The following is a 19,471-nucleotide window of genomic DNA, read 5'->3' on the forward strand; positions in this document are numbered from 1 at the left end:
TCCAATTGTGCGCGGACATTGAATACTCTGCGGCGCCAATTTGGGTTCTTTTGGTCGCAAGATTGCAAAACCGATTACCGACCCGAGATCGACCGAGTGCTGCTTCGTCAGCACGGGGACGCAACTAGATTGCAACCGTAACAGCCTCTGCGTGGGGCGTCGCGTGATTGGCCCGTTGTTTTACCTCAAAGGGCTAAGGGCGGTTTTCTGCGTTTGTGACGCGAAATGGGTTCGCGTTACGCCTGTCCTCTTGCGGGGACCGGCCAAAACAGCGGCGATAATTGCGGATCATGTTGGCCGAGGTTTCGTATCCCACCGCATGGGCAATCCGGCTGATCGGGTCATTGGAATAAAGCACCATTTGCCGCGCTGCCCGCATCCGCAGATCGCGATAGTGCTTGCCGGGGCTTTCCCCCATTGTTGCCTTGAAGCTGCGTTCCAGATGTCGGGCCGAAACACCCAACTGATCTGCAATTTCATTCATGGATAGGGGTTGGCCAAGGTTTTGGCTGAAGAGTTCAACCGTCTTGGACACTATGGGCGGCAAACCGTCAGCAGTGCTGTCGCAGTTGAATGCCGGTGTTTTCTGCCGGACGCCTGCGCCGCGGATCACCGGGTGTTGGAACCAGCAGGCCACTTCGGTCATCAGGGTGGCGTTCAAAGTATCTTCGATCACGTGCAACATCAGATCAAAGATCGCGCCTGCTCCGGACGTGGTATAGCGGCGTTTGTCCATCTGGATCAGGCTGTCGCTGAGTTCCAGATAGGGAAAGGCCTCGGAAAAGGCGGTGCTATAGCACCAATGCGCAGAGCACGAATGCCCATCGAGCAGCCCTGCGCGGGCAAGCGGAAAGATACCGCCGCTAACCGCCCCCACAATCGCACCATGCCGGGCGATCTTGCGCAGGTGCCCGTTCGAGGGCTTGGGATGCACGAATTTGCCTGACGGGCTGGACATCAGAAACAACATGTCGACATCCGGGGCATCGGCCAAGGTGCAATTGGCCTGAAACGGGATCTCTGCGCTCGATTGAACGGGTTGACCATCTTCCGAGATCAGGACCCAGGAAAAGGTTTGCGTTCCGGTAATGTCGTTTGCTGCGCGCAGGGGTTCGATGGCTGATGTCAGGCACGACATGGGAAAGCCGGGAAACAGCAGGAACCCGACCTTGATATGCGGATCTTGACTTGGGCTGTTTGGATCGGACATGAGCAGGGCTTTCGAACGGTGCGGCGCGCGCAATCCCGAAACGTTAATCAAATCTGCCCCGTGGGAAAAGGTGCTCGCTGTCAGATGTCCCAAGCTACAGGCATGCTCAGCGGTCCGCGAAATGCCCATCCTCCAAAGGGTACATCGCCTGCCAGCCGCAGGTTTGTCAGCCGTTCAAAGATCATCGGCAAGGCGACATCCGCGATCAATGTGCGTGCCGCCCAGGCCCCGGCGCAGAAATGCGGCCCCGCCCCAAAGGCGATCGATGGGCCATGATCCTGTGTCATGTCGAACTGATCGGGCCGTTCAAAGGTACGCTCGTCTCGGTTGCCCGACCCAAACATGAAAAACGCCCGGTCGCCCGGGGCCAGAGAGACGCCATGTAGCTCATAGGGTTTGGCAATCTCTCGCGGGGACATGCCGATGGGGGACATCCAGCGCGCGTATTCTTCGAACACATCCATCCAGTTTGCCTGACCGGCTTGAACAAGCGCCAGTTGATCTGGGTGCGTGAGCAGTGCCCAGATGGCACCCGCGATCACGTCGCGCGGCTCGTTCTGACCGCCTGAAATCGCCAGTTTGATGTTGGCGCTGATCTGCTCGTCCGACAGACCGGCTTGCATCTGGACCGACAAAAGGGAGGCGTCCGGGTTGGCTTGCAGGTCCGGCCTGCGCGCCGCGATGTGACTGTCGATCGAGGCGGTGCAATCGTGGCAATGCGCTTCGATCTCGGGGTCGCCCGCGTAATTCGCGCAGCCGTCGATCATGCCCTGACTGGTGCGATCCATCTCTTGCCAGGTCATGTTGGTCAGCCCCGTCATCACCCGCAAGGCGTCGCCGGAAATCCGCTTGGCGATGTCCAGGACCATATCGGCCTGCCTTTTGGGGTGCAGGTCATCCAAGGTTGCCTTTGTCATCTCGATGAACTGCGCTTTCCAAACGTTCTTGACCGTTTTGGGGGACACGGTGGGAAAGATCGCCTTACGCTCGGCCATATGCGCGTCGCCATCTTTGCGCATCATGTTCTGGCCCATCAAGCGGGTCATCAGCCCGTCTGGTTGAGTGGACGAAAAGATGTCGATCTTTTTCTCATTCGCAAAGATGTCGTCGCGTCGGGTGATCAGCACCGCACCCAACTGCGGGACAAAGGCGACCGGGGCGTTCGCACGCAGTTGTTTCAGGTCAGGGTAGGGATCTTTCCAGAACGCTTCGGGGTCGATTTCATAGATAGGCGCATTGGTCATTTTGCTGGCCTCTTGCGTGACATGTTGTCATGTCAACACGTGAGCTGTTGTTGAGTCAATCCGATTTCGCTAGGGTCGCGACAAAGCGAGGTGTTGATGACGGACATGGACGATCTGCCGGACAAGATGTTCCTGACAGAACTGGAACAGGATGATGACGGGCGCAGGCGCCAAACCTTGAGTTTTTCGCGGTCTCCGACGGTTCTGTTGAACTTTGCAGCGAACCGCTTTACCCGCAACGCGTCGCGCCATTATCAGAATGCTTTTGGCATCGGGGCGATGGATTGGCGGATGTTGGTATCTTTGACCCGCAATCCCGGCAGTAGCGTCTCGCATGCCAGTGCGACCATCGGGATCGACAAGGGCGCTGTCAGCCGCAGTTTGGCGCGGCTTGAGAAAGAGGGGCTGGCCAAGGCGCAATGCAACAGCCCCGATGAACGCCGGAAAGAGTGGTTTTTGACTGACAAGGGGCAAGAGCTTCACGACAACGTTCTGGTTGCGGCCTTGGAACGGCAGAAACATCTGCTTCGCGGGCTCTCCAAGGACGAGGTTGCCGAATTGAACCGGCTTCTGTCGAAGCTGTTGGAGAACCTTGATGGCAGCGAGGCGCAAAACTGACGTCCACAAAAGGATTGAGGGTTGCGCTTTGCCGTCCGAGTTGATGAGTGTGCGCCACAACGCATCACCGGTCAGAATTGGAGAGACCCCATGATCGAACGCTTTCACACAACCGAACGCGCCAGCAAGATCGTCAAGCATAATGGGGTTGTCTACCTCAGCGGCCAGGTTGCCGAAGGGGACACGGTTGCCGAGCAGACCCGTGATTGCCTGGCCAAGGTTGATGCCCTGCTGGCCGAAGCCGGAACCGATAAGGAACACCTGCTGCAGACCACGATCTGGTTGGCTGACATGGCAGATTTTGCCGAGATGAACTTGGTCTGGAACGCCTGGGTCCCAACCGGTCATGCACCTGCCCGCGCCTGCGGCGAAGCCAAACTGGCCCGTGAAATCCTGAAGGTCGAGATCCTGGTGATCGCGGCACTGCCTTAAGGCTCAACAAAAAAGCTTAGCTGTACAGCGGGTTACCCACAGAGGCCCGCAAGGATCCTGCTGTGCAGCCTTGACGAAGCACTTGCCACGATGGCTCCGTTGGACGTCAGGAACAGCGGTCCTCTGTTCAAATCTGTGACAATCCCCCCGGCGTCTTGCACCACTGGGCACAGAGCGCAGATGTCGAAAGTGTCAAGATCGGCGCGCCAAGTGGCACCCGAAATCTCGGGCGCCATGGCAGCCAGATCAAGGGCGGTTGCGATGAGTTGGTCCAGATCGGTCATGGGGCCTCGGGTGTTGAGGCCCCGTTCTGGTTTCCGAGACGTGACAGCCTGATGACAGCCGTGGGCAATGCCAGCTCAAAGCTGAATCCAGGTCGCCTTGAGGTTTTCGTATTTTTCAAGCGCATGCAGCGAACGATCCGACCCATTGCCGGATTGCTTTACGCCTCCTAAGGGCGAAGTCACATCCGCACCACTGAAGCAATTCACCTGCACCGTGCCCGATTTGATCCGTCGCGACATGCGGTGCGCGCGTGAAATGTCACGCGACCAGACCACGGATGACAAGCCATAGACCGTCTCATTGGCGATTGCGACGGCTTCGTGTTCGGTATCGAAACTGCGGGCGGCCAAAACCGGGCCAAAAACCTCGTTCTGGGCGATGCCCATGGCCGATGTCACGCCGGTCAGCACGGTCGGCTCGTGGTAGAATCCGCCGCTGTCTGCGTGCAGCTGATGACCGCCGGTCCAAAGATCCGCCCCTTCGTCAATCGCACGGGCCACGGCACCTTGCGTTTTGCTCAGCTGCGCCGCGTTTGCAAGCGCACCGGTGGTCAGGGACAAATCCAGCGGATCGCCGATTTTTAACGCTGTTGCGTGGTCACGCACCTTGGCCAGGAAGTCGTCGTGAATGTCGCGATGCACGATCAGGCGCGAGGCCGCGACGCAGACCTGTCCGTTGTTGCGAAAGATCGAGGCCGCCGTTTCTGCTGCGGCTCGGTCCAGATCGGGTGCATCGGGAAAGACGATGTTGGGGGATTTGCCGCCAAGCTCCAGATAGACGCGTTTCAGATTGGATTGCGCGGAATATTCCATCAACAGCCGCCCGACACCGCCCGACCCGGTAAAGGCCATCACGTCGATGTCCATGTGCAACCCCATGGCCGCACCCACGTCGATGCCGCGCCCGGTGACAGCGTTCAGGACGCCCGAAGGCAACCCCGCCTCGTGGGCCAATTGCACAATACGCAAAGTGGACAAGCTGGCCTCTTCTGACGGTTTGATCACGACCGAATTGCCGGCGGCCAGGGCAGGGGCAAGTTTCCACGCGCCGATCATCAAAGGGAAGTTCCAGGGCGTGATGATCCCCACGACCCCAACGGGTTCGCGGTCGATCAGGGACAGGACATCGTTGCGGGTTGGGGTGATTTCTCCATTCCGCTTATCGATGGCTTCAGCATAAAAGCGGATCGTTTGCGCAGCAGACAGGGGCTCGCCCTTGAGCGCGGAACGGATGTCGGTGCCATTGTCACGCGCGCCCAGAACAGCGAGGTCCAGCGCCTGCGTTTCGATCAGATCGGCCCATTTCAGCAGGATGCGTTTACGCTCGACCGGTGACAATTCGGACCAATCGCCTGCTTCGAACGATCGCCGGGCGGCGGCAACGGCCCGGTCGACCTCGGCCTGACCCGAGGCGGCCAGGTCGGTCAAGTGACGTCCATCGATGGGAGAGATCACGGGCATCACCGCGCCGTCACTTGCAGCGTAAGATCGACCATCGATAAAGTTCAGCCCTTGTGCCACGGGTTGAGCACGCAGGGCATCGATACGGGATTGGTCCAGGGTCATGAGAGGTCCTTTGTCCGGGCCAATTGCCCCGGCGCGGTGAATTTCGCGTCGATGCCAAGCTCGGTCAGCGCGGTATTAAACGCGTCAAGCGGCAATTTCACATCCAGGTGCAGCGACCGCAGACCGGCCTGCTGCCCACCCACCACATTGCGCATTTGATCGTCGATAAAGACGCATTGATGCGCCTCAAGCCCCAGATCATCGAGACAGGCTTGATAGGCGCGGGGATCGGGTTTCAGGATCTTGGTATAGGTGGCGTCACTGATCACATCAAAATGGTCCAGAAACCGCAGCGATTGGCGCAGGGTCTTGCCAAAAAACAGGTCCAGCTCGTTCGACAGGATCGCCAGTTTCTTGCCCGAGGATTTGACGATTTCAGCCAATGGCTCCATCTCGGGGCGGATAATTTTCTCGGTGTCCTTGCCGCGTGCGGCGATGACGAATTGCGCCATCTCAGTCCAGTCCTGGCCCAGCATCTGCCCCACTTCACGTGCTCGGGTCAGCCAATAGTCGCGCTCGGTGATCTCGTCGCGCTGCATGGTGGTCCAAAGCGTGTCATTGTCTGGGTCGAACGGACCCATCCACGTCAGGCTGCCCTCGGGCAGGCCAAGGTTGCGCTCGGAAAACCGATGCGTTTCGAACATGGTCAGCGTGACCACGCTGCCAAAATCGAGGATCAACGCCTCAGCCGGTTCAGTAGTCATACCAAGCTTCCACGACCGGGCCGACGCTGTCGCCGGGGAATTGCTCTTTCAGTCGAGCATAGCTGTTGGTGATTGCCTCTCCTGCCGCTGCAAGTTCCTGAACGGGAACCGCGCGTTCATAGGCCGAGCCCTTGGTGTCGAACGTCCGGTCGATGTCGAGGATCTGCAAATTGCGGTGCCGCATCAGTTGGTCATATACGTGGCGATAAATCTCGGCGTCATAGACTTGGGCCGTGGCGGGGTCGCTTTGCGTGTCCGTCCAGAGGTCATGCACCCGGCGAATGTCCAGCCAGTCGTTCTGCACGATTTCCGGCGGTGCGTCCTTGGTTTCCTGTTCGTTGCGCGGGTTGGCAAAGGTATCGGCGCGAAACCCTTCGATGGCGCGTCGGATTTCTGGGCGCGGGATTGGGACAAAGAAAACCGCATTGTTCGAACTGAGCAGGTCCTCAGCCTCATCGTCGAGCTTGTGCAGCAATTCGGTGAACCGTCCACCGACAACCGGCAGTTCGGCCACCAAAAGCTCGGCCGGATCGCTGTTGTGCGCATGCCAATTCATTACGCCGTCGCGCACCCATAACCCCACTGCTTTTCGAATGCCGGGGTGGGTCAGGTTGTCGACCTCGGGGTATTTTTCCAACCACTGAGCCGTTTCAAAGGGACGGCGCGCGGCGTCCCATTGCATCGTATGCACCCGGCGCCCGGCCTGATCCGCAAGCAGGATGATTTGTTGCAAAATCAGGCTTTTGCCCGTACCAGGCAGCCCCGCGATAAAGATCAAGCGGCGGGTTGAGACTGCATGTTCCAGCTGCGCCCTGATCGGGCTGTCATGCGGAATGATGATCTGATCGTCGGTCATGGCTCTTCCCTCAGCGGAATTGGTCAACGCTTGGCATTTCGGTGAACGGCACCTCGATCACCGTAGGCACATCTGTGGTGCGTTTGCCTTGTTGGATGGCGGTGCGCACCTCTTCGGGTGTGGTCGCGCGCAAGGCCTGCGCGCCAAAGCTTTCGACCATACGTACAAAGTCGGGGTTGTGCAGATCGGTTGCGATCACCCGGCCACCATAATTGTTCTTTTGCATCTGCTGCACGTTGCCATACTGGTTGTTGTTGAACAGCAGCACAATCAACGGAATCTTGTGTTGTACGGCGGTGGCTAGCTCCTGCACGCCGAACATGAACCCTCCATCCCCACAGACCGAAATTACCGGCACATCCGGGCGCGCCACCTTGACGCCTAGTGCGGTGGGGAAGCCATAGCCAAGCGTGCCCTGGTAACCGGTCGAGATATAGGTGCGCGGGTTGTAGACCGGATAGGTGATGCGGCTGGCAAACCCGACCTGTGTCAGCTCGTCAACAAAGACACCGTCTTCTCCCAACTCTTCACGGATCACCTTGAGATAGCTGAGCTGCGGCTCCAGCACCGCCGACCGTTCGGCCCATTTGGCCTTGGCTTCCAGCAGTTCGTCCTTGCGCGAAGCGCGCACGGAATTGTGCCTCTCCAGACGGTTGAGCAACACCGGCAAGGCCTGTTCGGCGCGGGCGGTGATGGCGCAGGCGGGGATAAAGAATTTTTCGTGACTATCGGGATCAACGTCGATGCGGATGATCTGCGGCGCGTGACCCTTGATCCATTTGCGGGCCGGTACACGCATGTTCGACCCGATGGTCAGAACCACATCCGCCTTGTCCCACAGCCCTTTGGCCGCGGGTTGATGCAACGACAGATAGCTGCGCGCATCCACAACGCCCATGCCAGTGCGATAACCGACGACAGGCGCTTGCAATGCCTCGGCCAGTTGACGGACCAGAGCGCTTGCACCCTGCGCCCCGCTGCCCACGAAGATCATCGGCGTCTTGGCCTGCCCCAGCAGTTTGGCTGCGGCTTCGATGGTGTCCTCGTTCAGCTCTGGCTCGGCGCCGTGTACGTCGCCGGACAGCAGGTCGACTGCGCATTCTGCGGCCAGAACATCCATCGGGATCTCAAGCCCAACGGGGCGCGGTCTGCCCGATTGCATCTGGGTGAACGCCTTGTGGATCAGTCCTGGCACCTCAGAGGGCGCATTGGCGCGTTCAGCCCATTTGGTGAGGCCGCGCATGACGCCAAGCTGGTCGTTGATCTCGTGTAATTCACCCCAGTCTTTGCCAATAGCACGCGAGTTGATTTGACCGGTCAGGCAAAAAAGCTTGGCGTTCAGCGCGTAAGCAGTGGAGAGCGCAGCGGTGGCGTTCAGCAGGCCCGGGCCGGGCACCACGTTGAAGACCGTCGGCTCATCCTTGGCAAGTGAATGGCCCAAGCCCATGTAGGCGGCGCCCTGTTCATGCCGGGTGTGGATGATGCGGAACTTTTCCCGGTGGTCGTAGAAGGCATTGTAAAGCCAGTCGTTCTGCACGCCGGGTAGGCCGAACACGGTGTTGATCCCGTGTTTATAAAGCGAAAGGACGGCCGCTTCGCCGCCTGTCATGGTCTGAGTCATTACTGGACCTCGTCTTGCAGCGATTTCAGAGCGTTCAGCAGTCGGGTGTTTTCATCCGGTTGGCCAATCGTGGCGCGGATGTGGTGGGGCAGGTCAAACGCTGGCCGCACCATGACGCCATGGGTTACCAACTGATTGGTCAGCGTCTTGGCGTCCATCCCATCAGGGCAACGGAACATGACGAAGTTGGCTTGAGAGGGGCTCACCTCATACCCCATACCCCTGAGGGCTTGTGAGAGACGTGCACGCTCGGTTGTATTGTTGGCGACGGTTCGATCCAGATGGGCGGCATCGTCCAGGGCTGCCATTGCGGCTGCCATTCCCATAGAGTTCAAATGAAAGCTGCGTTTGCGTTTGCGGATCTGCGCCGCAATCGGCTCAGGCGCGATGCCATAGCCCACCCGCATACCCGCCAATCCGTACGCTTTTGAAAAGCTGTGCACGATGACGATGTTGCGCCCGTCACGAACATGGCGCAGGGCGTCGGGCAGATCGAACTCGGTCGCAAATTGAAAATAGACTTCGTCATATACCAACGTGATGTGATCGGGCAGGCCGTCCAGTAGGGCGTCCAGCACTTCGGCGCCGAAATAGGTGCCGGTGGGGTTGTTCGGGTTGCATAGGTAGACCAACCGCGTGTCTGGGGTGACGGCAGCTAGGATGCCTTCGACATGCACTTCAAAATCAGCTCCGACCAGATCAACTTTGTCGACATGGACACCTTTTTTCATCAGCGAGCCGGTATAGGCGCCAAAGCAAGGCGGGCAGATGATGGCGCGTTGCCCGGGGGCGATTAGTGCGTCTTCGATCAGGGACAGAACCTCGACCCCGCTGTTGGCAGAAAAGAAATGCTCGGGCTGCATGTTTTGCCCGTGAAACTCGGCCAGTTTCTGACACAAGGCTGCGTCCGTGCGTTCGGGGTAAATGTTGGCGCCGCTCAGCGCCATGTGCGCTGCAGCCACAGCCATAGGTGAAGGGCCATAGGGGTTTTCGTTCGAGCTGAGCTTGGTGATGGGCGTGTCGCTGAGGCTTTGTACCTCGGCCACTGACAGGCCCGCCTGATAGCCGCCGGCGTCTGATTGGGTCATGGGGTCATCCGCAAAAATCATGTCGTTGGCTGAGTGTCTAGCTCAGGCGGGGCGGGATCGTCTGTCCCTTGTCAGGGGGGACAGGGGATCGGTTGCCTTTAGCGGCGTGACTGCGCATGTTGCGCTTATGTCCTTGGAAGATTTCTTTAGCGGGCCGGGCGCGCCGGAATTTTTGCACATCTTTTCGACGTGCCTGCAGTCGATCGGCACGCCAGGCTTTAACGCGCGCTTTCTTGAGTTGATCGAACAGGTGATCAAGGCCGATCAATGCATGGTGTTTTCCTACAAAACACCCCGGCCGCAATGCTATCTGACCTATAACGAGCGTCACGCCAAAGGCGTGCAGAACATGGTGCAGACCTATCTGCGCGAGGGGTTCAAACAGGACCCATCACGCGCTGCGATCGAACAGGTGCGCGAAACCGGCCAATTGGTTATCGCGACCATGGACCAGGTCGACGGGGACGAGCCCTTTGCGGCCGCCGGGATCGGGGATCGGCTGACCGTGATTGCCCGGCGGGACGAGGATGTGATCGCCATGAATTTCTTTCGGTTCAAGGAGAATGGGCGTTTTTTCGTCAGCGAGAACCAGCTGCGATTGGATTTCTGGAACGCGATTGCCCAGACCGTGCTTTTGCATTTCTCGGATCGTAACGGGAGCAAGCTACAAAGCCCCCTGAATTCCCTTTCCGCGCGCGAGAAAGAGATCTGCGAAGGGATGCTCAGGGGGCTGACAGCGGATGCCATCGCGTGGGAGTTGGACGTGGCGCCAAGCACGGTGATGACCTATCGTAAGCGGGCCTATGAGAAGCTTGGGATCAACTCGAAGTCCGCACTGTTCATGCTGTGCAACACTGGCTCTTAGGCGTTGTCGTCATTCCAGACGGCGTTGCGCAGAGCGGTCATTTCCACTTCGGTCGGTTGTACACCGGTGATGCAATAAAGGTAGTCCCATCCCCGTGCCGCCCTGGTTTCCATCGTTTCGCGTTGATCCAACGCGTCATAGCCGATTTGGGTGAAATACGTGATCCGAGCACGAGTTTCTGCCTCGGATCTGGGATAGCCGTAGCGTTCGAACATGTCCGACAGGGCATCAACCCGCGCGGTGTCCGACAGATCCAGCGCCCGCCGGACGCTACCTGAGCGGCGCGCCCAATCACGAATGGCAAAGTCCAGCTGAGTGTCAAACGATCCATCCGCCACCCAAATGCCATAGACCTGAACCAGGGCCAGGTTGATGGTATCAGCAGGGCGTTTGGTGCTGTCGACCAGAGCTTTGGTGTTGGTTGATTGCCAATGATCCAGCAGCGCATTGAGCAGATCGGTGCGGTTCTTGAAGAACCAATAAAAACTGGACCGGGCGCATTCCAGTTTTTCGGCCAGGGTCAGAACCTTGACACTGTCCACCCCGTCCGAAATCAGTGTATCCAGTGCGATGCGTATCCAATCCTCGCGGCTGGTGCGGCTTGGCCCGCGCCCACGGGGTTTGGTGCCGTCTGATGTTTCCGTGTCCGTCATAGAGATTAAACGTACACCTCTGTACGGAATGCGCAAGGGGATCTTGGCTGACGATCAGCTGTCCTGAAGCTGTTCACGCGTGGCGACCAGGGATCCGCGAATGACGCCTTGCTCGAACAGGTCGTGGCAGATGTCGACCAGCTCTTGTCGTACCGCGCGCGAGGCTGCGTTCAATGGCTGATTTTTGGGCCAGATCAGAAAGATGTTTCGGGTCAGATCCGGATCGACAAGGCGCCTGGCTGTGATCTCTCCGCGCTGCCATAAAGCATCAAACGATGGCCAGGGCAAAACCCCACAGGTCACCCCGCTTCGGATATAACTGAGGCGGAGGCGGGTGGATTCGGTCGTCACGCGTGGGGCCAAGGTGCGGCCGCTTTCCTGGGCGAGTGTCTCGACCATTTCGCGGACCGCATGAGATTGCTGGCTGAGTACCAGCGGCACGTCAAAGATTTTTTCGGCCTTGATGGTCGAAGTGCCGTCGCAGGGTGGATCGTCCTTTTTGCGTCGTGAAACAAGGAACAGCGGTTCACGATACAGAAGCAAGTGATCCGCCTTGGGTGTGTGATTTTGGGTTGCAAGGATTCCCATGTCGACCCTTGCGTTTTCGATCATGTCGCGCACGTTCAGTCCAAGCTCTTCCATGATCCGCAGGTCAACTTCGGGGAACTTTTCGGCCACCCGTTCCAGCAGGCGCGGGGCCACGTGAACGCCCAGCATCGGAGGCACCACGACGGACACCTCACCGCGAGGTGTTTCCGCTTCGTTGCGCACGTCATCGGTGGCTTGCTTGATCTGCGCTGCAATCTTGCGGGCGTGTTGATACAGCACCTCGCCCGCCCGCGTGGGTTTCACACCGCGTGATGAGCGGACCAGCAGATCAGTTGTCAATTCGGCCTCAAGGTTGGCAATATGTTGGCTGAGAGCGGGTTGGGCGATGTGCAGTACGCGGGCCGCGCTGGAAACACTGCCCTCGTCGACAATGGTAATGAAATAGCGAAGTTGTCGAATGTTCAACGGGTGTACCCTTGCCGCGAAATTTGGTGATTACGGTATGAGGATTTCGGCGAAAATGGAACCGCTTGATAGTCGTGGCGCGGGTTTTCACGATGTCGAGAGGATAAGGAAAACAGGTTGCCCAGAGAAAGGCGTGCAATATACATGCAAATGCATTAAATCTGCATCCTGTCCAAACGGCGAACCAAAGGGTTATGACCATGTTCCGTTCTTTCCAGACTTTCCTCTGCGCCAGTGCTGCCGCCGCATTATTTGCCGCAGGCAGCGCGGGTGCTGCCCAATTCAAAACTGACCAAGGCCATACCGAAGTCAACTTTGGCTGGAGCCACGCCGGTGTCTCGATGCAGTCGGCCGAGTTCACCGTTGCTGACGGCACCCTGGATCTTGATCCGGAAAACCCGGGCGAGGCCAAGCTGAACGTGACAATCAAGGCCGACAGCCTGAATTCGGGCTTTGGCCCGCTGGACGATCACCTGAAAAGCAAGGATTTTCTTGAGGTCGAAACTTATCCAGAGATCACGTTTACCAGCACCTCGGTCGAGGTAACCGGCGAGAAAACCGCAAATGTCACCGGCGATCTGACCATTCACGGGACCACGAAGCCTGTCACTCTGGCGACCGAGCTAACCCACATTGGGCCGCATCCTTTGGGTGGCGTGATCGACTACTATAAAGGCGAATGGATTGCCTTTACCGCAGAAACCGAGATCGACCATATGGCGTTTGGTGTTGGTGGCTTTTCGACGGGGCCGATTTCGATTTCGATTGTGACCGAGATGAAATCAGCAGAGTAACCTGCCTTTTGACAAGCGATGAAAACGGTGCTGCCTGGCGCCGTTTTCGTTTGGGGCTATCGCCGCATCGCCGCAGCCTTGAGCCGCAGATAGTATGGCATGTGATGTTCAAGATAGGCGAGCATCCTGGGCTCGGCTTCGGCTGCGGCAAAGAATGCCTCTTCCTGCCGGGTCAGATCTTCGAGCGTCAGCGGACGGATGGATTTTGACGTGCCCGCGTCCGCGTGCCAGCCATCCACCTGGGCCCAATCAGCCGGGCGCTCGGTTTGCCAGTCAAAAGCGGCTTCGACAAAAGGCAGATCAATCTTGTCCCACATGGCGGAAAGTGTTGCGCGATCATCGCGGCGAACGGCTTCGGCTTCGATCACGACCGGGGTTTGGCCTGCATCAACCAATGCCTGGTAATGTCGCCATTGTTTCTCGATCCCGATTTCATCGCTTGATACGTCCGGATCAAGCTTGAAATAGGATTTGATCGACGCCATTGGGTTGCGGATCAGAAAGCAATTCACCAACCGGTCCTGGAACGCTGCGTCATCCAGGATATGCGGCATGACATAATAGCTCATATCCTTGAAAAAGACCGGCTGTTTCTCGGCGCGGGCCAACAGCATGTCCCGGATCGCATCAAAGGTTTGGGGGTGGTCGTCCTGCACATCGAAATGCGGCATCTCGCGGACCGAGCGGTTGACGTAATAGTCGTACATGAACGGCTCATGCGCACAGTCCAGATCGCCGCGTTCCCGCATGATCCGTTCCATCGCGGTGGACATCGAACGGGGGTGCGACCAAAGCGCGATGATCTTGTGCATGAAAACCTCGGGCGTCGATGTTTTCTGCAACTCAACGCCCGAAATCGAATTCTGTCAACGCCTCAGATCACGAGATTTTGCCGCGCTGGAGCATCGGTGTGACGCCGTAAGCCGCCCGGTAAACCCGGCTGAAATGACCGGGGCTTTCGAAACCGCAGGCAAAGGCCACTTCGGTCACGGATGATTCCGTTTGGATCAGCAGGTTGCGCGCCCGTTCCAGCCGCATTTCCATAAAGTATTTCTTGGGCGAGGCATTGAGGTATTTGCCGAACAACCGCTCTAGCTGCCGTGTCGAAATCCCAACAAGTTCAGCAATCACGGTGGGTGAAATCGGGTCTGCGATCTGCTCTTGCATGATCTGGATCGCCTTGGTCAGATGTGCGTTGCGCATTCCATTGCGCGATTGCAACGACACCTTCTGTTCCGCCGTTGAGTTGCGCACGGCGTTGTAAACCATCTGATCAGCCACAGCGACGGCAAGGTCCTGTCCATGGTCGCGTTCGATCAGGTGCAGAATCAGATCAGCGGTGGCGGTGCCGCCCGAGGCGGTCATGTATTTCTCGTCAGCGACAAAGACACTGCGCACCAGGTTCACTTCGGGAAAGGCCTCCATGAAACTGTCGTGATATTCCCAATGTATCGCGGCTTGCATATCATCCAGAAATCCGGCCTCGGCCAAGACCCATGCGCCCGAACACAGAGCCCCGATGGGCGTGCCCTTTACCCTTTCGCGCCGTAGTGTGGCCAACAGGGGTTTGGTCACATGATTGCGCATGCGAATGCCGGACAAGACAAACAGCTGATCACACCGCGGCAGATTGTCGAACCCAGAATGCACCAAGGTCACGGATTCATTCGAACAGGTTGCGGACTCTCCGTTCTCGGACGCGAAAGACCACCGATACAGCGGCTCGCCGCTCACCAGATTGGCAATGCGCAACGGCTCGACCGCGCAGGAAAAAGCAAGGTGCGAGAACTCTTCGACCAGAAGAAAGACAAAGTGCTGTGTCTTAGACATGGCGTGACCCAATTCAAAGTTGCCGGGGCGTGGCATTTGGTGGTCCTGCGGGTGCACCTCTCAGGCTAAGCCAAGATTCGTATGCGCGGCAAGATAATGCGGGGTACGCTACTTATTTTTTGCACACAACATTTTTTTACTGTGTACACAATTTGTATTTTCGTGCCATAGAGCATTCGACAACTGGGCAACCGATTCATGGGAGGTGCCGGTGAAAGACGTTGCGAAGAACCGCAAGACAGAACTTTACGAGTGGCTCAAGGCCGCGATCATGACGCTTGACCTGCGGCCGGGTGCCGATCTGGATGAAAGCCGCTTGTCGGACGAATTTCAGCTGTCGCGCACGCCGTTGCGCGAAGTGCTGCGCCAATTGGCAGGCGACGGGTATGTCGATCTGCGTGAAAATCGCGGTGCGCGGGTAAGCGAGATGTCCCACATGACTTTGCGTGACTTCTTTCTGGCCGCCCCGATGATCTACGGCGCGGTGTTGCAATTGGCGGCGCAAAACGCGCGGCCCGCCCAAATCGACGATCTGAAGGCCGCGCAAGAGGTGTTCAAATCCACCCTGCGTTCGGGTTCTGGCGCGGATCGGGCCATGGCCAACAACCGCTTTCACGAAGTGACCGGAGAGATGGCGGACAACATCTATTTGCTCCCCTCATTCCAGCGCCTGCTGATCGACCATGCCCGGATCTCGATGACCTTTTACCGCCCGCAAGACACCCAGATGGTCGAAAACGTGTCCGAGGCCAGCGCACAACACGACGCTATCATCGCCGCCATCGAGGCGCGGGACGAGATCGCAGCCGCGCAACTCGCCATCGACCATTGGAACCTGTCCCGAGACCAGATTGAACTGTTCGTCATGCCCGTAGGGCTGGACGTGCAACTGGGCTCGGTCGCTCGAAACACACCTGCTTGAGGACCATCATGACACCCCTGTTCGAATTCAAAGGGATCTACACACCTGTTGTGACCCCCTATCACGCCGATGGCAGCGTCCATTGGGACGGCCTGGCGAACGTGATCGAATATCTGGTCGATAACGGCGTGCACGGCCTGATCTCGGGCGGCTCGACCGGTGAAAATTATGCCCAGACCGTTGAAGAGCGTCTTGAATTGGCGAAATTCACGCATCAGCAGCTCAAAGGGCGTCTGCCGCTGGTAGTAGGCACCGGAGCGATGCTGACACCGGATTCGATTGCACTGGCGACCGGCGCCCGCGAGATTGGGGCAGAAAGCATCCTGCTTGCCAGCCCGCCATATTCGGTGCCAACGGATCGCGAAAATGCGCTGAACGCTCTGGCCATCGACAAGGCTGCTGATCTGCCGATCATGCTCTACAACTACCCGCACCGCACCGGCACCATGATGGGCGAGGAGTTCCTCGACCGTGTTGGCCGCTCTCGCAATTTCTGCGGCATCAAGGAAAGCTCGGGTGACATCAACCGGGTGCACCTACTGGCACGCGATTACCCGCATATCCAATTGGGTTGCGGCATGGATGATCAGGCGCTGGAATTCTTTGCTTGGGGCGCGCCATTCTGGGTCTGTGGTGGATCGAACTTTCTGCCGCGTGAACATGTGGCGCTCTACAATGCTTGCGTGATCGAGGGCAACTTTGCCAAGGGCCGCCGGATCATGTCGGCGATGATGCCGCTGATGCGGGTGTTGGAGCAGGGCGGCAAGTTCATCCAGACCATCAAGCATGGTGTCACCATGAACGGGATCGAGGCCAGCGTTGTGCGCCCGCCGCTCAAAGGGCTGAACAAGGACGACAAACGCGCGCTGGAACAGGTCACGCGCGTGTTGAAACAGAAAATCGCAGATATCGAGGCGGAGGGATAAACCATGTCGCTGCTCACTCAGGACGAATACAAATCCATCGCTGCCAATCTGACCCTGCCAACGGGGGCCTTCATCGACGGTGCCTATCGCCCGGCGACTTCAGGTAAGACATTCGAGACGTCGAACCCCGCCACGGGCGAGAAGCTGGCCGACATTGCCGCCTGCGGGGCCGAGGATGTGGACTTTGCCGTGGAAAAGGCGCGCGAGGCGTTTGATGACGGTCGTTGGTCGCGGATGCATCCGTCGGATCGCAAGGATGTGCTGATCCGCCTGTGCAAGCTGATGACCCGCAATGCGCGCGAACTGGCGGTGATGGAAAGCATCGACAGCGGCAAGACGATCTATGACTGCGAAACGGTGGATGTGCCCGAGACGATCCATTGCATCAAATGGCACGCCGAGGCGATCGACAAGATCTATGATCAGGTCTCGCCCGCAAGCGATGATCACATCGCTATGGTCGTGCGTGAGCCGATTGGCGTTGTGGGTTTGGTGCTGCCGTGGAACTTCCCCCTGCTGATGCTGGGGTGGAAGATCGGCCCGGCGCTCGCGGCTGGCTGTTCGGTCGTGGTGAAACCGGCGGCGGAAACCACGTTGACCGCCTTGCGTCTGGCCGAACTGGCGATGGAGGCGGGCTTGCCGCGCGGCGTTCTGAACATCGTACCTGGCGGTGGCGCGGATGTGGGCGAGCCCATCGGGCGGCACATGGACATCGACATGGTGTCCTTTACCGGCTCGACCGTGACCGGCAAGCGGTTCCTGGGCTATTCCGCAGACAGCAACGCCAAAGAGGTGGTGCTGGAAATGGGCGGCAAGAACCCGGCCATCGTCATGGATGACGCCGAAAACCTGGACCGCGTCGCGGCGCATGTGGTGAATGGCGCGTTTTGGAACATGGGCGAGAATTGCTCTGCCTCGTCCCGCCTGATCGTGCACAAGGACGTCAAAGCCGAGTTGCTGGAGCGGATCGCGCATCACGCGAAACACTGGAACATCGGCGATCCCCTTGATCCCGAAACCCGTATGGGCGCGTTGGTCAGCGAGGGGCACTACACCAAAGTGTGCGGTTATCTCGAGCAAGCGGAGAACGTCGTGATTGGCGGTAGCGCCAAGGATGGCTTTGTCGAAGCGACGGTGGTCGAGGTTTCCGGCAACGACGCGGTTCTGGCGCGTGAAGAGATCTTTGGCCCGGTTCTTTCGGTGATCGAGGTGTCGGGTTTTGACGAGGCGATCAACATCGCCAATGACACCGATTATGGCCTTTGCGCCTCGATCTTTACTGCCAATGCCAAGCGCGCCATCCGCGGTGCGCGGGCTATCCGTGCAGGGACCGTAACCGTCAACAGCTTTGGGGAGGGCGACATCACGACCCCCTTTGGCGGGTATAAGCAGTCCGGCTTTGGTGGACGCGACAACTCGGTCCATGCGCATGATCAGTACACCCAGCTGAAAACCATCTGGATTGATCTGGCAGATGACGAAGACGAGGCGGTGGATTGACCAAGTACACCACCAAACGGCTGCCACGACAAACCGGCCCGGCGGGATGGAATGCCATCCTGCCGGAGCAACTAGCCTTGCCGGTACTGGAGCAGGACTTGACCGTCGACATCACTGTAATCGGGGGTGGCTTTGCGGGGCTGAGCGCGGCGCGGCGGATGCATCAGTTGGACCCGAGCTTGAAAGTCGCGGTGCTCGAAGCGGGACGCTTTGCGGACAGTTCGGCGGGGCGCAATTCAGGCTTCATGATCGATCTGCCGCATGATCTGTCATCAGACAATTATGCGGGTGACGGGCTAGAGGCTGACCGGGCGGAAATCGCTCTGAACCGGCGCGCCATCGGTTTTGCCAAAGGGGTCTCCGCCGAGTGCCAGATGCCGGATGAGATCTTTGATCCTTGCGGAAAATACAATGCGGCAGCCACACGCGCGGGCGACAAGCACAACCGTGACTATGTCGAGCATCTGAAACGTTTGGGGGAGCCCTGCGAGTTCCTTGACAAGGCTCAGATTCATGAGGTCACGGGCAGTCCGCATTATACCTCCGGCGTGTTCTGTCCGGGCACGGTGATGCTGCAACCGGCGGGCTACATTCGTGGCCTGTCTCAGCTGTTGGCAGGGCAGATCGACGTTTTTGAAAATACACCTGCAACCGGGTTCGAGCGGCAAGGCAACGGCTGGCAGGTGATGACGCCTAAGGGCAAGATCGCCACCGGCACTGTCGTTCTGGCAAACAACGGGCACTTGGAGAGTTTCGGGTTCTACCAGCGGCAATTGATGCATATCTGTCTGTACGCCTCGATCACCGAACGGCTGTCCAATGAGCAGACCAAGACACTTGGCGGTCAAGCTCGTTGGGGTGTCACACCTGCTGATCCGATGGGCACATCCGTGCGGCGTATCTCGGGTAGCTATGGCGACCGCATTCTGATCCGGACTTGTGCCAGTTTCCACCCAACGATCGAGACCAGCCCCATGCGCGTGCGCAACGCCGGCTGGGTGCATGACCGCAAATTCGCCGAGCGGTTCCCGCACCTGAATGGCGTGCGGATGGAACATCGGTGGGCGGGCATGCTGTGCCTGAGTCGCAATGGGTCGGCCGCGTTTGGTGAACTTGATCAGGGCGTTTTCTCAGCCTGCTGCCAGAACGGATTGGGAACGGCACGAGGCACCTTGCAAGGCATGGGAGTTGCTGAACTGATTGTGCAAGGGACATCGGACATCGCCGATCACTTTCTTGCGCAGCCCGAGTTGCCGAAACTGCCGCCCGAGCCCTTTGCGGCCTTGGGAGCCAACACCTATCTGATGTGGAAGGAATGGCGGTCAGGCAAGGAATAGGGGCTCT

The 19,471-nt window shown here is 58.5% G+C and carries 20 protein-coding genes; 8 read left to right on the top strand and 12 right to left on the bottom strand.

What is annotated here, in order from left to right:
* Positions 1 to 193 precede the first annotated feature (193 nt).
* Complete coding sequence (locus TRL7639_RS22070; RefSeq protein WP_085798080.1) at positions 194 to 1,210, bottom strand: GlxA family transcriptional regulator; 1,017 nt, start codon at positions 1,208 to 1,210, stop codon at positions 194 to 196.
* Between the two features lie 80 nt (positions 1,211 to 1,290).
* Positions 1,291 to 2,454 (bottom strand): cytochrome P450, encoded by a 1,164-nt coding sequence (locus TRL7639_RS22075; protein ID WP_085798081.1) that lies wholly within the window; start codon positions 2,452 to 2,454, stop codon positions 1,291 to 1,293.
* 96 nt (positions 2,455 to 2,550) lie between these two features.
* Between TRL7639_RS22075 and TRL7639_RS22080 the strand changes: the two genes are divergently transcribed.
* Positions 2,551 to 3,072: a MarR family winged helix-turn-helix transcriptional regulator gene (locus tag TRL7639_RS22080; RefSeq protein ID WP_085798082.1), complete on the top strand. Its 522-nt coding sequence runs from the start codon at positions 2,551 to 2,553 to the stop codon at positions 3,070 to 3,072.
* Between the two features lie 90 nt (positions 3,073 to 3,162).
* Positions 3,163 to 3,504, top strand: coding sequence for a RidA family protein (locus TRL7639_RS22085; RefSeq protein ID WP_085798083.1), 342 nt, complete (start codon positions 3,163 to 3,165; stop codon positions 3,502 to 3,504).
* A 32-nt stretch (positions 3,505 to 3,536) separates the two neighbouring features.
* On the opposite strand, the gene TRL7639_RS22090 is transcribed toward TRL7639_RS22085, so the two are convergent.
* The 6 genes from TRL7639_RS22090 to TRL7639_RS22115 all read right to left on the bottom strand — a co-directional run bounded on the left by TRL7639_RS22090 (position 3,537) and on the right by TRL7639_RS22115 (position 9,623).
* Positions 3,537 to 3,788 carry an inositol monophosphatase family protein gene (locus tag TRL7639_RS22090; protein WP_085798084.1) on the bottom strand — a complete coding sequence of 84 codons (252 nt, stop codon included), beginning with the start codon at positions 3,786 to 3,788 and terminating at the stop codon, positions 3,537 to 3,539.
* 75 nt (positions 3,789 to 3,863) lie between these two features.
* Entirely contained in the window at positions 3,864 to 5,354 is a 1,491-nt protein-coding gene (locus tag TRL7639_RS22095) for an aldehyde dehydrogenase (protein ID WP_085798085.1), read from the bottom strand.
* The gene (locus TRL7639_RS22100) at positions 5,351 to 6,058 is read right to left on the bottom strand and encodes an HAD-IA family hydrolase (protein WP_085798086.1); all 708 of its coding nucleotides are present in this window, start codon (positions 6,056 to 6,058) and stop codon (positions 5,351 to 5,353) included. The genes TRL7639_RS22095 and TRL7639_RS22100 overlap by 4 nt, the downstream gene beginning before the upstream one ends.
* Complete coding sequence (locus TRL7639_RS22105) at positions 6,048 to 6,914, bottom strand: DEAD/DEAH box helicase family protein (RefSeq protein ID WP_085798087.1); 867 nt, start codon at positions 6,912 to 6,914, stop codon at positions 6,048 to 6,050. Before TRL7639_RS22105 ends, TRL7639_RS22100 begins: the two co-directional genes overlap by 11 nt.
* Positions 6,915 to 6,924: 10 nt before the next feature.
* A complete protein-coding gene (locus tag TRL7639_RS22110; RefSeq protein WP_207559711.1) occupies positions 6,925 to 8,535 on the bottom strand; it encodes a thiamine pyrophosphate-dependent enzyme in 1,611 nt (536 codons plus the stop codon).
* A complete protein-coding gene (locus TRL7639_RS22115) occupies positions 8,535 to 9,623 on the bottom strand; it encodes a pyridoxal phosphate-dependent aminotransferase (RefSeq protein ID WP_085798108.1) in 1,089 nt (362 codons plus the stop codon). Before TRL7639_RS22115 ends, TRL7639_RS22110 begins: the two co-directional genes overlap by 1 nt.
* Before the next feature lie 127 nt (positions 9,624 to 9,750).
* Here TRL7639_RS22115 and TRL7639_RS22120 point away from each other — a divergent pair, with 127 nt between their 5' ends.
* On the top strand, positions 9,751 to 10,488 hold the full coding sequence (locus TRL7639_RS22120) for a helix-turn-helix transcriptional regulator (protein ID WP_165759890.1): 738 nt from the start codon (positions 9,751 to 9,753) through the stop codon (positions 10,486 to 10,488).
* On the opposite strand, the gene TRL7639_RS22125 is transcribed toward TRL7639_RS22120, so the two are convergent.
* Together TRL7639_RS22125 and TRL7639_RS22130 are read right to left on the bottom strand one after the other, a co-directional pair.
* Positions 10,485 to 11,141 carry a TetR/AcrR family transcriptional regulator gene (locus TRL7639_RS22125; RefSeq protein WP_085798089.1) on the bottom strand — a complete coding sequence of 219 codons (657 nt, stop codon included), beginning with the start codon at positions 11,139 to 11,141 and terminating at the stop codon, positions 10,485 to 10,487. The genes TRL7639_RS22120 and TRL7639_RS22125 overlap by 4 nt on opposite strands.
* A gap of 54 nt (positions 11,142 to 11,195) precedes the next feature.
* Positions 11,196 to 12,155 (bottom strand): LysR family transcriptional regulator, encoded by a 960-nt coding sequence (locus TRL7639_RS22130; RefSeq protein WP_085798090.1) that lies wholly within the window; start codon positions 12,153 to 12,155, stop codon positions 11,196 to 11,198.
* 200 nt (positions 12,156 to 12,355) lie between these two features.
* On the opposite strand from TRL7639_RS22130, the gene TRL7639_RS22135 reads away from it, so the two are divergent.
* Positions 12,356 to 12,949 carry a YceI family protein gene (locus tag TRL7639_RS22135; RefSeq protein WP_085798109.1) on the top strand — a complete coding sequence of 198 codons (594 nt, stop codon included), beginning with the start codon at positions 12,356 to 12,358 and terminating at the stop codon, positions 12,947 to 12,949.
* Between the two features lie 56 nt (positions 12,950 to 13,005).
* Here the strand turns inward: TRL7639_RS22135 and TRL7639_RS22140 are convergent, their stop codons facing one another.
* Together TRL7639_RS22140 and TRL7639_RS22145 are read right to left on the bottom strand one after the other, a co-directional pair.
* Positions 13,006 to 13,761 carry a sulfotransferase-like domain-containing protein gene (locus tag TRL7639_RS22140; RefSeq protein ID WP_085798091.1) on the bottom strand — a complete coding sequence of 252 codons (756 nt, stop codon included), beginning with the start codon at positions 13,759 to 13,761 and terminating at the stop codon, positions 13,006 to 13,008.
* Positions 13,762 to 13,828: 67 nt separating this feature from the next.
* Positions 13,829 to 14,779, bottom strand: a complete 951-nt coding sequence (locus TRL7639_RS22145) for a GlxA family transcriptional regulator (protein ID WP_085798110.1) — start codon at positions 14,777 to 14,779, stop codon at positions 13,829 to 13,831.
* Between the two features lie 211 nt (positions 14,780 to 14,990).
* Between TRL7639_RS22145 and TRL7639_RS22150 the strand changes: the two genes are divergently transcribed.
* From TRL7639_RS22150 to TRL7639_RS22165, 4 genes are read left to right on the top strand one after another with little or no spacing between them, the layout of a single operon-like run.
* A complete protein-coding gene (locus TRL7639_RS22150) occupies positions 14,991 to 15,701 on the top strand; it encodes a GntR family transcriptional regulator (protein ID WP_085798111.1) in 711 nt (236 codons plus the stop codon).
* Between the two features lie 8 nt (positions 15,702 to 15,709).
* The gene (locus TRL7639_RS22155) at positions 15,710 to 16,627 is read left to right on the top strand and encodes a dihydrodipicolinate synthase family protein (RefSeq protein WP_085798092.1); all 918 of its coding nucleotides are present in this window, start codon (positions 15,710 to 15,712) and stop codon (positions 16,625 to 16,627) included.
* A 3-nt stretch (positions 16,628 to 16,630) separates the two neighbouring features.
* Entirely contained in the window at positions 16,631 to 18,127 is a 1,497-nt protein-coding gene (locus TRL7639_RS22160) for an aldehyde dehydrogenase (protein WP_085798093.1), read from the top strand.
* Positions 18,124 to 19,464 carry an NAD(P)/FAD-dependent oxidoreductase gene (locus tag TRL7639_RS22165; protein ID WP_085798094.1) on the top strand — a complete coding sequence of 447 codons (1,341 nt, stop codon included), beginning with the start codon at positions 18,124 to 18,126 and terminating at the stop codon, positions 19,462 to 19,464. The genes TRL7639_RS22160 and TRL7639_RS22165 overlap by 4 nt, the downstream gene beginning before the upstream one ends.
* Positions 19,465 to 19,471 lie beyond the last annotated feature (7 nt).

This window comes from Falsiruegeria litorea R37 (genome assembly GCF_900172225.1).
GTDB classification, from domain to species: domain Bacteria; phylum Pseudomonadota; class Alphaproteobacteria; order Rhodobacterales; family Rhodobacteraceae; genus Falsiruegeria; species Falsiruegeria litorea.